Annotated in this window: 8 protein-coding genes and 1 pseudogene; 2 read left to right on the top strand and 7 right to left on the bottom strand. The window is 64.6% G+C overall.

The genetic code is table 11. The annotated features are described in order from the left end of the window. Together Q4F91_RS10445 and Q4F91_RS10440 are read right to left on the bottom strand one after the other, a co-directional pair. Window positions 1-265, bottom strand: a pseudogene (locus Q4F91_RS10445) (hypothetical protein); the annotation flags it as partial. Between the two features lie 90 nt (window positions 266-355). Then, complete coding sequence (locus Q4F91_RS10440; RefSeq protein WP_303337452.1) at window positions 356-841, bottom strand: H-NS family nucleoid-associated regulatory protein; 486 nt, start codon at window positions 839-841, stop codon at window positions 356-358. 410 nt (window positions 842-1,251) lie between these two features. Here Q4F91_RS10440 and sstT point away from each other — a divergent pair, with 410 nt between their 5' ends. After that, a complete protein-coding gene (gene sstT, locus Q4F91_RS10435) occupies window positions 1,252-2,508 on the top strand; it encodes a serine/threonine transporter SstT (RefSeq protein WP_303337453.1) in 1,257 nt (418 codons plus the stop codon). Window positions 2,509-2,624: 116 nt separating this feature from the next. On the opposite strand, the gene Q4F91_RS10430 is transcribed toward sstT, so the two are convergent. From Q4F91_RS10430 to Q4F91_RS10420, 3 genes are all read right to left on the bottom strand, one after another. Further along, window positions 2,625-4,040, bottom strand: coding sequence for an MATE family efflux transporter (locus Q4F91_RS10430; RefSeq protein WP_303337450.1), 1,416 nt, complete (start codon window positions 4,038-4,040; stop codon window positions 2,625-2,627). 205 nt (window positions 4,041-4,245) lie between these two features. Beyond that, window positions 4,246-4,860: a hypothetical protein gene (locus Q4F91_RS10425; protein ID WP_303337448.1), complete on the bottom strand. Its 615-nt coding sequence runs from the start codon at window positions 4,858-4,860 to the stop codon at window positions 4,246-4,248. Window positions 4,861-5,877: 1,017 nt separating this feature from the next. Then, complete coding sequence (locus Q4F91_RS10420) at window positions 5,878-7,773, bottom strand: flavocytochrome c (RefSeq protein WP_303337446.1); 1,896 nt, start codon at window positions 7,771-7,773, stop codon at window positions 5,878-5,880. Window positions 7,774-7,966: 193 nt separating this feature from the next. Between Q4F91_RS10420 and Q4F91_RS10415 the strand changes: the two genes are divergently transcribed. After that, entirely contained in the window at window positions 7,967-8,956 is a 990-nt protein-coding gene (locus tag Q4F91_RS10415) for a LysR family transcriptional regulator (RefSeq protein ID WP_303337443.1), read from the top strand. Between the two features lie 156 nt (window positions 8,957-9,112). Here Q4F91_RS10415 and Q4F91_RS10410 read toward each other — a convergent pair whose 3' ends face one another. After that, window positions 9,113-10,243, bottom strand: coding sequence for a porin (locus tag Q4F91_RS10410; protein WP_303337441.1), 1,131 nt, complete (start codon window positions 10,241-10,243; stop codon window positions 9,113-9,115). Window positions 10,244-11,063: 820 nt separating this feature from the next. Further along, window positions 11,064-12,334: transposase (locus tag Q4F91_RS10405; protein WP_303337439.1), on the bottom strand; the 1,271-nt coding region annotated here is incomplete at its 5' end.

The following is a 12,334-nucleotide window of genomic DNA, read 5'->3' as shown; positions in this document are numbered from 1 at the left end:
CGTCCTCCCAGTCATCCTCATCGGCGTCATCGTCAAAGGGCGTCGTGTCGCCCCAGCCGAAAGACTCCTCCTCATCGTCCTCGGCCTCCGACACCTCGTAGCGCTCAAGCAGCCACTTCTCATCGAGCGCCTCGCGCACCCAGTCCGGCATCTCGCCGTGGCCGTCCCATTCCTCGCCGTCGGGGTGCGTGAAGGTGACGCGGGGACGCCTGACATTTCCTTCCGTCACGACGACAGTCCCCTTGGAGAGGATGGTTCCGGTCATCAGTTCCTCAAGATTCAGTTTTCTGCTGCCGCTCATCTAGAGTGTCTCTTCAAATTCAGTTCTTCCGGGGCGTTTCTTTACGCGCTTCTCTCAGGCGTCCTTCCTCAGGAACTCCTCAAGGCCGTGACCGGCCGCGAGCAGTTCCCTCAGCCAGGCGGGTCTGCGGCCTCTGCCGGTCCAGGTCTCGCCGTTCGGCCCCACGTACTTCGCGTCCGCCGGGGTTCCCGGCGTCCGGGGCGTTGCCGCCGGCTCCTGCGGAGTCTCCGCGGAAGCGAGCACGGACTCACCGGGGAGGTCATCGAAGAGCGAGCCCGTGAAGAGATCGACCGAACTTTCCGCGACGGACTGCCCCGGACGCCTGGGTTTTGCAGTCCTGGCGCGGACGGACGGCTTCCCCGGCCGTTCCGCCGGCTCCTCCCTGTCATCGCTCTCGCCGCCGCGCTCGCTCAGCCAGCGGTCGATCGCAGCCTTTTCCTCGGGCGTGAGGCCTTCAACAAGCTCCTCCCGGGACTCGAACGAGATCTCGACGGTTCTGCCGTTCAGGCGGCGGCTGAGGGTCTTCTTCTTCGTGGGCATGCGCGGAGCTCCTGGGGAGAGGGATCCGCACAATTCTAAAGAGTCACATCAGGGGGAGAAGAGGGCGGAACCCGGCGGATCTCCCGCCCGAGACCGCCTCACTTTCGACCGGCGGCAGCGCGATCCCGTTAGCCGCGGTCGGCCGTGCTCACGCTTCGCACCGTCCCCGGGCGACATGCCGCCTCTCCCCGGATGTCGTTCATCAGCGAATCATCCGATTTTTTTTGATCCAGGATATGGCAGGAGCACATTGACGCGCACCATCCCCGTCCGAGGAGTAATCTTCGCGTTCATTCCGAAAAGCGGAACGAATTATTTCATTATTCGGGACGACGCAGGCCGCTCGCGAGCGGTCGTGTATGCTTTTCTTTTTGAGCGCCGTCCCGTCAGTCATAGGGAAACAGATGCAGATGCAGCGTGTCTTCAAATTTGCCCTGCCGTTCCTGAAGGGGTCGCTCGTGCGGCAGATCGTCATCGGTCTGGTGCTCGGCACGGCGCTCGGGCTCACCTGGCCGGATGCCGCGGCGGACGCGGGAATCCTCGGGACGCTCTTCGTCTCGGCCCTGAAGGGCGTGGCGCCCGTCCTCGTCTTCATGCTTGTCATGAGCGCGATTGCGAACCAGCAGGTCGCGGGCGCCGTCCACATGAAGCCCATCATTGCGCTCTACCTCTTCGGCACCTTCCTCGCCTCCATGATCGCCGTCGCGGCGAGCCTTCTCTTTCCGAGCACGCTCGCGCTGCAGGTGACCGACGCCGCCGTCTCCGCCCCGGGCGGCATCGCCGAGGTGGTCCGCAATCTTCTCCTCCAGGCCGTGGACAACCCCGTCCATGCGCTCGGAAACGCCAACTACATCGGCATCCTCGTCTGGGCGGTCGCGATGGGCGTGGTGCTCCGAAGCGCGAAGGAGGAAACCCGCGAGGTACTGAGTGACGCGGCCTCGGCCGTCTCCTTCATCGTGAGGATCGTCATCCGCTTCGCGCCCTTCGGCGTCTTCGGCATCGTCGCCTCGACGATCGCCGAGACGGGCTTCGACGCCTTCGCCGGGTACGTCAAGGTGCTCGCCGTGCTCGTCGGCACAATGGCCTTCCTCGCGCTCGTCGTGAATCCCTTCCTCGTCTGGCTCTGCACGCACGAGAACCCGTATCCGCTCACGCTCATGACGCTGCGCGACTCGGGCGTCCCCGCGTTCTTCACGCGCTCGTCGGCGGCCAACATCCCGGTGAACCTCGGCATCTGCCGGCGCCTCGGTTTGCCTGAGTCCACCTTCTCGATCTCGATTCCCGTGGGCGCGACTATCAACGCCCAGGGCGCGGCGATCACGATCACGGTGCTCACGCTCGCCGGGGTCACGACGCTCGGCATCCCCGTCGATCTCTTCACCGCGGTGCTGCTCTCCTTCGCCACGGCCGTCTGTGCCGCGGGCGCGGCGGGCGTCCCCGGCGGGTCGCTCATGCTCATCCCGCTCGCCTGCGGTCTCTTCGGCGTCGACCAGAACGCCGCGATGCAGGTGGTCGCCGTCGGCTTCATCATCGGCGTGATCCAGGACTCCTGCGAGACGGCGCTCAACAGCTCGACCGACGTGCTCTTCACGGCCGCGGCCTGCCGGCGCGCCGAGCGTCTGGCGGCCGGGGAGACCGCTGAACCCCGGGCGAGGAAAACCGCCTGACCACCCTCAAGCCCCGGGGGAGCACGCCCCTCCGAAGACACCGAAGCCGGATTCCCCGCATCGCGCAAGGAACCCGGCTTCTTCATTTCAGACCGGTCTCAATGGAAGAGGGCGGATCAGGCCTCCGCCGCCCCCTCGGCCATGGCCTTCTCGGCCGCGGCGCGGCGCTCCATCTTCTCGGCCATCTTCTTCTCGAGCGACTTCTGATGGCGCCAGTAGAGGATGCAGAGGAAGACGGTCGTGGTGATCCAGCTGATCGGGTAGACCATCATCAGCGTCTCGTAGGTGGGCGTGGCCGCGAACATGGTCATCACCCACACGACGCGGATCGAGCAGATGGAGATGAGCGTGATGATGGCGGGCGGGAGCGAATAGCCGTAGCCGCGCATCGCGTCCGACACCGTCTCCATGATGACGTTCACGGGCTCGGGGAGCACGACGTACATGATTCGCGTGACACCGAGCGCGATCACCTCCTCGGTGTCCGAGAAGAGGCCGAGCAGGTCATGGGCGAAGTACCAGACGAAGGCGACGAGCACCAGGGTCGCGACGAAGTTGATGCCCGCCGACACCCAGGTCGCGCGCCGGCAGCGCTCGAGGTTCCCGGCGCCGTAGTTCTGGGAGACAAAGGTCGTCGCCGCGAGGCCGAAGGCGTTGATGAAGCAGTAGACGTTGATCTCGATCGTGAAGCCCGCGACCGATCCGGCCATGGCGTCCGGTCCCAGGCTGTTGATCGCGTTCTGGATGACGAGGTTCGAGAGCGAGAAGACCATGCCCTGCAGGCCCGCGGGCCAGCCGATGCGCACCATCGTGCGCAGGATCGCCGGGTCGATCTGCGTGAGCTTCTTCACCTCGAGGCGCAGCATCGAGTCGGACTTCAGAAGGTTCACGAAGAGGATCGCCGCGGCGAGGCCGTTCGCGAGCGCCGTGGCCAGAGCGACGCCCCCGGCCTCCATGCCGAGCACGAGGACGAAGAAGAGGTTGCCCGCGATGTTGAAGATCGTCGCCGCCACGAGCGCGTAGAGCGGCGTCTTCGTGTCGCCGCGGCTTCGCATCACGGCGGCGAGGAAGTTGTAGATCGCGATGAAGGGCATGCCGAGGAGGTACACCCGCAGGTACGTCTCCGCGTGCCCGGCCACGCTCTCCGGGACCTCGAGAAGCTCGGTGATGAGCCCGGAGCAGAGCTCGCCGAAGACGGCGATCACGACGCCGAAGATCACGGCGAGGGCGAAGGCGGTGTGGACGGCCTTGCCGACGAGCGCCTCCTCGCGCATGCCGATGTAGCGCGCGACGATCACGTTGGCGCCGAGCGCGAGGCCCATGCAGAGGCTGACGATGAGGCCGATCACCGGCACGTTGTTGCCGACGGCGGCCATGGCGTCGCGCGAGACGAAGTGACCGAGGGTCGCGACGTCGGCGGCGTTGAAGAGCTGCTGGAGAACGCCCGTGAGGGCGAGGGGAACGGCGAAGACGATCATCTTGTCCCAGAGGGAGCCGTTCAATAGATCGAGCTGTTTGCGTGACTTGGCCATTTTTCAGGCACCGGGGTGATTAAGGAGACGGTTTCAGCGAGATTCTCAATTGTAGAAGTCCCGCCTTTTCCCGGCCTGAGAGAAGCCATCCTTCTCTTGCCCGAACCTCTCGGAAACGGGGCGCCGGGACCGTCCGGCGCCGCCGTGTGACACCTTTGTGAGGCCTTCCCCGGGCGCCGCTGGTGACGATTGCGCCCCGGGCCGCTCAGAGCCCGATCGCCTTCCGGATCTCCTCGTCGCTCATGCCGCCGTGCCTCAGGCCCTGCGCATAGCGCTCGAGCAGCATGAGGGTCACGACGCCCTCGCCCGAGCCCTTCTGCTCGAAGAGGCGGAAAAGCACGGTGCGGTCGCGGAAGCGCTTCTCGCCGGGCGAAGCGTCCTTGCCCGACGGGAGGGCTCTGAGACCGCCCGAGGAGAGGAGCCGCTGCCAGTTCCGGTATGCCTTCTGGTCAGGCTCGTAGCGGAAGTTGACGGTCATCGGCACCCAGCCCGCGCGCGGCGAGGTCTTGAGAAAGATCGCCTCGAAGAGGGGCTTTCCCGGGAGCCGGTCCCTGTAGCAGTCAGAGCTGATCCTGCGGAAGACGCCGCCGGTCTTGCCGACCGGCTGGTCCTCGAGGCTCGAGGTGCATTGGATCTTTCTCTGGAGGGCGGCGAGGTCCGCGCGGGTGGCGTCGTGGCCGCGAGCGGTGAATTCGGAGAGATTGGAGACGGAGAGGGTGCCTCTGGCGGGGGCGGCCTGAACAGTCGCGCCAGGACCGCAGAGGAAGAGCGCAGCGGCGGCAGTGACTGCTGCTGCGGCTGCGTTTCTGAGGTGGGACATTGAAAACCTTGCTTCTTGCCTGAGGGAAACGCCCGCCCATGAGAAGAACGGACGTAAGTAAGACCCCCCCTAGGCTACCACAGCGGGACCGCGGTAAACATCGGCCGGAGGGAGGGATGCAAGTAAAATTGGTGTCGAACGGACTGCTGCGGCGGCACCGGAACAGGAAAGGAAGGGGAGGGGAATCGAAAAAAAGAGCCCCGGGCTTCAGGGTCGAAGCGTCCGGGGCCGTGAGAACCCGCGGAGCCGGTATTTCTCCGCGGGAGAGCGCCGCCCGCCCGGAGTCGTCCGTCAAACGGGCGGCGAAAACGGCTGACGTCTGGGAATCAGCGGTTTGCTCAGACTGCAGGTCCACCGGAGAGGAATACCGCACCGTTGCTGCGCATCGCCCCGGCGGCCCGGACCGCATTCCCGTTCCCCGGCCGCGCCGCGCCCCGAGGGAAGAAGGGGCGTGCACCTCGCGACTGCAGGAACGTTACTGACGGCTCAGAAGCGGACACGCGGATCGGACGGCGCTGACGGGTTCCATGCGTCGAACGAATGGCCCGTCATTCGTTTCTCCGGTGGACAAGCGGCTTTATACGGATGTGTCACGACACCTTCAAATACTTTGTCCGAATCCGTTTCCATGCCTCGGAAGCATGTCGCGATTTGAAAATGCTGTCTTTTCGATGAAGGTTCATCCATCATGTCTCCCTCCCGCCGGCGGGACGAGGCCGTGCCTGCTTTCCCGGAAAGCACACGGCGCGGCTTCAGGGATCTGCGCATTCCGGACCGGACAACGGGCATCGCTCCGGGCATGCCGGCGCATGCCTCACAAACATAATCATGCCGGGACACATGGTTTCGTGCTGTCGTTTATCCCGGGATTCCGGCGTCCGCCCGGGCTCCCGCATCGGTTGCCGCAGGAAGACGGGAAATGTCTCCGTTTCCCGCCCTCTGAAAAGACCGGGGGCCCGCCCGCTTCGACTGCGGACGGGCCCCCGGAGGAGAGAGCAAACTTATTTTGACGAAGGCTTACTTCAGGACTTCCTCGCCGGCGATGTGTCCGAAGACGAGCAGATCCGTGAGGGCGTTGCGGCCGAGGCGGTTGCCGCCGTGGATGCCGCCCGTGATCTCACCCGCGGCGAAGAGGCCGGGGATCGGAGCGCCGTTCTGGTCGAGCACGCGGGTCTTCTCGTCGATCTTGAGGCCGCCCATCGTGTGATGGATCGTGACCGTGATGGGCACGCAGTAGAACGGAGCCTGCTCGACGGTCCAGCCGATGACAGCCTTCGGCACGGAGAGCGACTTGTCGCTCTGCAGCTTCGCGGCCTCGTTCATGGTCTTGATCGACTGCTCGAGACCCCTGGCATCGATGCCGGCCATCTTCGCGAGATCGGCGAGCGTGTCGGCGCGGTAGGCATAGCCGTGCGTGATGGCGCGCTCGATGTGCTCGGCGCGGACCTTCTTCGAGTCGACCGTGCGCTGGTCATAGATCGAGAAGGCGACCTTGCCCGGCTGCGCGAGGATGCCGTGCGAGATGTCGTCGCGGCGGCCCGTCTCGTCGGCGAAGCGCAGGCCGAGCTTGTTGACGTACGGCGTGTCCTGCGGACGGCCGGCGATGTTGCTCTCAAGGTCGCCGTTCACCGGGTTGCCGTGCGGATGGATCTGGATCCAGGCCATGCCCTCGAGCGCGGCGCCGTCCTTCACGGCCTCCTCGAGCACCTCGCCGGTGGTGCCGGGCGAGTTCGAGGTGGCGGTGACCGAGATCTTGTTGTACTTGCGGACCATGTCGAGGTTCGCGCCGTAGCCGCCGGCGGCGAGCACGACGCCCTTCGAGGCGCGGAAGGTGTGCTTGGTGCCGTTCTTGTCCTCGGCGACGACGCCGGTGACGCGGCCGTTTTCCTTCACGATGTCAACGACCTTCATGTTGGTGAGGATCGTCGAGCCCGCGGCCTTCACCTTCTCGGCGAGCGGACGGATGTAGGCGTCATAGGTGGAGATGGGCGACACGCCGTCCTTGGCGCGCGGGAACTGGGCGCGCGGATAGAGGGCGCCGATGCCCATGTCGACGTACTTGCGGGCGATGTGCTCGAAGGTCATGTCGGACTGGTCGTCAAGCCACTGCATGGCGCGGGTGGCCTCGCGGGCCATCACGAGGACGAGCTTCGGATCGGCCTTGTTGTCGCCGCCGATGAGGGTCTGCAGCGCGAAGAGCTCGGGCGTGTCGAAGATCGTGGTGCGGCCGCTCTTCTTGTAGTCGGCGTACTGCTGCTTCACGGTGTCCTGGATCGCCTTGATCTCAGCGGTCGGGACCGGGGCGTTGATGTACTTGACGACGATGGCGTCGAGCGCCGGGGTCATCGGGGCGAGCTTCTCGGGCTCGGGGTCGATCGCCGACATGTTGCCTTCGGAGCGCGCGGTGTTGCCGCCGATCATCGCCATCTTCTCGAGCACGATCACCTTCGCGCCCTGGCCCACGGCCGTGGCCGCGGCCACCATGCCGGCGCCGCCGCCGCCCACGATGATCACGTCACCCTCGGTCGGGAACGAAACCGCGGCATCGGCCTTCTTCACGGCCTTGGCCTTCATGCTCTTCGGATCGGCGCCGGCCTTCTCGAGGGCCTGCGAGACCGCGGCGACGATCGCCTTCGAGGTGATCGTGGCGCCCGAGACGCTGTCGACGTTGGGCGACCCGGCCTCGACGATCGCGGCGGGGAGGGCGTCAGTCGCGAGCGAGCCGATGCCCGGGGTCTCGGTCGACTTCGTGATGCGCACGGCCTTGATCGCGTCGGCGGTCGTGTCGACCTCGACGGCGAGTTCGCCGTTGCGGGCCATCGCGGAGCCCGTGAAGGTGCCGGCGGTCATGGCCTGCGCGACGCCGGTCGCGAGGAGCGTGAGCGAAAGGATGGTGATGGTCTTCGTCTGCATGGTGGTGTCTTCTCTTTGACTGAGATGATGTGTGCGGCCCTCTTCGGAGAGAGGGCGGCAGGTCCTTCTGACTTAATCCGGACTACATCTTTCGTTGATGTCTTCCGGACATGGCGGAAATCTTAGGCGTGCAGGGAAATTCGGAAAATGGGAAAATTCCCCCGAATCACTATCAATTTTCGAAGTGACCGACATGCAGAAAACGTCGTCCATTGAAACTCGCGCGCTCGCCTTCTTCCTTGCGCTCTTCGAGAGCCGCTCGCTCGCCGAGACCGCCGAGCGCTTCGCCATGAGCAGCGCCACCGCGCAGAGAACGCTCGAGAAACTGCGCGAGCACTTCGGCGGCGACAGGCTCTTCACGCGCGAAGGATTCGCGATGCGCCCGACCCCGAAGGCCGAGCGGATCGCGGGGCAGCTGCGGCCCTTGCTCGCCGCGCTCGACCGCCTCGGGGTCGACAATGACCGCGACTTCTTCCTCAGGAAGGAGAAACTGCGCATCGCCGCCTATGACAACGCCTGCACGTCGATCTTCGCGCCGATCTTCCCGAAGCTCATCGCCCGCGCGCCGAAGCTCACGCTCGAATTCCTGCAGAGCGACGAGCGCATGTTCTTCGAGCTCGCCGACGGCACGATCGACTTCGTGATCTTCGCCCGACAGGGCCTGGGAGGGGAGTTCCGCTCGATGCCGCTCCTCACCACGCCCTACACCTGGGTGGTGCGGAAGGGCCACCGCCTGGAGAAAATCGCGGAAAAACAGGGGTTCGTGACGCCGCAGGACGCCGAGCTCTACCCGCAGGTGATCGCCAACGCCCAGCCCGACCGCCGCCGGTCGCCGAACGGCCCCGCGGAAGGGTGGTTCCATGCACGCAGGGGCGGTCACCGGGCGCTCGAGATCCCGTTCTTTCTCGCCGCCCCGTGCTTCATCGAAGGAAGCGACCTCGTGCTCGTGATGCCGCGCGCGCTCGCCCGCACGGCGCTCGGGGCCAGTCCGGAGCGCTTCTCGCTGCTGCCGACGCCGCCCGATGCCCCTACGCTCACCATGAACCTGGCCTGGCATGAGCGAAAGGACGCTGATCCGTACTTCCAATGGTTCCGCGGCGTTCTCAAGATGCTGCTCCGAGACCATCCGGAGAACCCGGCCCGGGAGGAGAAGAAAGAAGCGAGGGAGAAGGAAGGCGCCTGACTGCGCTCCGTGAGAAAAGCGAACCCGCCTGCGCCTTGATGACCGCGGGCGGGTTTGATCATTGAAGCCCCGGACCCCCGGCGCTCCTCAGGGCTGGTTGCGGAAGAGGAGCGCCGGGGCGGAGCCAGGCTTCTCAGAAGCTGTCAGAAGACTTCATCAGAAGCGGTGCGTGAGGCCGACGATGACTTCGGTCACGTCCGTGTCGCCGGTCTTCGCGGCGGCGTTGTAGTCGCCGGTCTTGAAGTCCGCGGCGCAGTAGACGGCGGTGCGCTTGCTGAAGTTGTAGATGTAGCCCGCGGAAAGCGCGAGGATGTCGAGCTCGGCGTCCTGGGAACCCTCGACCTCGTACTCGCCGTGGCCCCAGCCGATCTGCGCCTTGGCGATGCCGCCGAAGGCCGGGACGTTGACGCCCACGTTGAAGCCGTAGCCGTCAACGCCGCGGAGCTTCCCGTCGGTGGTCGTGTTCGCGGCAGGCGAGGCGAAGGAGAGAGCGCTGAAGGAAGCGGCGTCCTGAAACCAGCGGCCGTTGGCGAGGATCTTGAAGGAGCCGAAGTCATAGCCGCCGCCCACGAAGACGGAGACCGCGTCGTCCTCGCGGGCCGAGCCCTCGGTCGACTTGTAGTTGATCGAGTCAACGATCGCCACGGCGTTGAAGGCGCCGTTCCTGTAGGTCGCGCCGAGGCCGTAGTAGCGGTCCGTGCTTGCCTTGTTCTCGGTGCCGGTCGTGTCGCTCTTGCTGTCGGTCTTCATCGAGTACTGTGCGTACAGCAGGAGGCCGGCGAAGGCGGGCGAGCGATAGGTGATGGTGTTGTCGTAACGCGCGGCGTTGCCGTTCGTGACGTTGGCCCAGTTGCCGACGCCGCCCCAGCCCGTCGAGAAGGCGTTCACGGCGCCGCCCGAGATGGCGTAGGAGCCCACGCCCGCAGCGAGCTGCGAGGTGCGGCCGAACGCCACCTGACCGAAGGCGCCGTCGAGGTAGACGATGGCCTCGCGGCCGAAGAGGCGGCCGTTCTGGGCGAGCTCGCCGCTGTCCTCGTTGAAGCCGTTCTCAAGCACGAAGCCCACCTTGAAGCCGTTGCCGAGATCCTCGGTGCCCTTCAACCCGACGCGGTTCCCGGCCTGCTGGTTGGTCTTCATCTGGAAGGTGCGGACGTCATCCGCGCCGTCAACGGAGGTGTTCTTGAAGGAGAAGCCGGTGTCGACGACGCCGTAGAGCGTGACGTTGGCGGCGAAGGCGGAGGTCGCGAGCGCGGAGAGGAGCGCCGCGGCGAGGAGGTGCTTGTTCATGGGTTCTTGTCCTTTGGGTTGATCCGGAGAGAGTCTTCTTGTCCCCAGGACCGGGATGCCTCCGGGGCGGCACCGCTTCACCCGTGGTCACGGGTGGTCCTGAGATGGGGAGGAATGGTACGGACCGGCTCCAAAACGGAAAATGAGGACGTTCCCATGTCTCACTATCTTTTTTCGAAGTGACTCCGATGCACGAATCGCAGGGAAAGGGGATGCCCGGGAGTGCAGAACCAGTGAGAACCCGCCGGAGCGAGCCTGCCGGAGAAAAGGCAGAAAGAAACCCGCTCCGCGGAGCTGAACCGCGGGCGGGTCTGGAAGACGAACACATCGGCGACGAGGATGTCGTCGGTGCTCACTGCGGCGTTTCAGGCGCCGCTGAAATTGTTCAAACCGTTCTCAAACACCGTGTCCATCATGATGGGCTTCGGTGCTCTTGAGGCCAAAACGATTTCTGTTGATGGTACTCAACCGTACCTCTCACACCCTGGGTTGAGCAGTTCGTACTCAGATCAGGAGGCCGGAAATTCGTGCAATGTAACCGGACACTCCGACCAAGCCTGGCGCAACAACAGTCGGGCGGGGTCGCCGCCCAGTCCAAACGCGCCTTTTCCCCGCAGGAACGACCGCCTCCGTGAACCGCATAGCCGATGATCGGGGTCACCGAGATATGATGCTACAGCGAACACCACGAAACGCGTTCACTCGGAACAGATCACTGCAGAGTGTCCGGAACCGGACACCCCGCGACCCGCAAGGTTCGGGCTAGATTATTTCAGCATGGTCTTCCTCCTCTTCTGAGAGTTATGCAATGTATGGTCGGTCATGCGTTCCGGTTCGTTTTCTGAGACGGCGTTCCGCTTGACTTTGTTCGCTTCACCCCGCTTCTCGGTCTTCTCTTTTCGGGAAGCGGGGTGGTTCCTCGTCTGGCGCACTCCTCCTCGTAGTCGAGGCGGGCCGCTCTCCAGGACTGGTCAACGGTCATGTCCGGCCACCAGTGACTGGAATGCAGACGGTGAAGAAGATTCACCGCCCCCACCCGGTCACTGTGGAACTCGGATTTGCAGGCCTGGCATTTGAAGTGATCCCCCCGGCGGTTGCCATAGTAGGTATAAAAGCACGAGGGGCACCCTTGGGAACTGTAGGCGCTCGGGACGAGCGCAACCTTGAGTCCGTGCTTGCTGGCCTTGAAGAGGAGCCTCTTGATGATGAATCCATGGAGCCACCAGACGAACACGCGCTTGATTCCAAGGGGCAGACCCTCGCCAAACTGGAAGGCATGCCTGAGGTTCTCGAGCACCAGCCAGTCCACGCCGTCGCTGAGCGCTTTCCTGACGGCGTCGTTCAGCGCTCTGTTGACGAAATCCGCAGCGCTCTGCTTGACGCGGAAGAGGAACGCTTCATACCGTTCACGGCCGAGATTGTTCTCAATGACGTTCGCCTTCTTCTCCGGGTCGTCCGTGTTGCGGGCCAGAGCCTCGAACTTCTGACGCTCGGAATGCCTGGCGGTGAAGCTCTCTGAACTCCTGCTCAGCACTTCCCGGAAGCCCTCACCATAGGCGTAGCCCCCGTCATCCATGAGAGTCTCGGTCACGCCCTGGTCATAGCTTCTGCAGACCGCCTTGTCGGCGTCCTCGCCCAGCGCGTTGACGTGCTCCTCCACCTTGAGCGGCGTCCCGACGTCGAAGAAGAAACCCTGCGGAGTGTAGACAAGGATGCCCATAGCGGCACCTTTGTTCCAGGCCTTTCCTGTCTTGCCGTCAAGGACACGGCCCTTCCTGAGAGGAAAGGCACGGACGCCCTTCAGCCGCAGTTCAATGCGCTCTCCCTTCTCAAGCGTCGTGAAACGGATGTAAGTGACGCCGTCAATGGTTTTCCAGGTCCAGCAGTCACGATCGATCCACGCCGAGCGCTTCTGCTTTAGAACCGGCGCCGGGGTGAAGCATTTCTTGAACTCATGACGGATCGCGCCGCAGAGGCCGCGCAGATTCTCAATCTGCGAACCATCCACGCCCTCAGGAGGCGGCGGGTACTTGCCGTCCACCACCGCGAAGAAATCGTCATTGACAGTTCTGAGCAGGGACCAGATATAGT

Source organism: Sutterella sp., from assembly GCF_030539355.1.
Classification (GTDB): domain Bacteria; phylum Pseudomonadota; class Gammaproteobacteria; order Burkholderiales; family Burkholderiaceae_F; genus Sutterella.
The sequence above is the reverse complement of the archived record's forward strand: the minus strand, read 5'-3'. Positions and strand labels throughout refer to the sequence as shown.

What these genes read in the sequence shown, in the direction of transcription:
- Q4F91_RS10440 (WP_303337452.1), bottom strand. Translation starts at nt 841, where the DNA reads ATGCCCACGAAGAAGAAGACCCTCAGCCGCCGCCTGAACGGCAGAACC.
- sstT (WP_303337453.1), top strand. Translation starts at nt 1,252, where the DNA reads ATGCAGCGTGTCTTCAAATTTGCCCTGCCGTTCCTGAAGGGGTCGCTC.
- Q4F91_RS10430 (WP_303337450.1), bottom strand. Translation starts at nt 4,040, where the DNA reads ATGGCCAAGTCACGCAAACAGCTCGATCTATTGAACGGCTCCCTCTGG.
- Q4F91_RS10425 (WP_303337448.1), bottom strand. Translation starts at nt 4,860, where the DNA reads ATGTCCCACCTCAGAAACGCAGCCGCAGCAGCAGTCACTGCCGCCGCT.
- Q4F91_RS10420 (WP_303337446.1), bottom strand. Translation starts at nt 7,773, where the DNA reads ATGCAGACGAAGACCATCACCATCCTTTCGCTCACGCTCCTCGCGACC.
- Q4F91_RS10415 (WP_303337443.1), top strand. Translation starts at nt 7,967, where the DNA reads ATGCAGAAAACGTCGTCCATTGAAACTCGCGCGCTCGCCTTCTTCCTT.
- Q4F91_RS10410 (WP_303337441.1), bottom strand. Translation starts at nt 10,243, where the DNA reads ATGAACAAGCACCTCCTCGCCGCGGCGCTCCTCTCCGCGCTCGCGACC.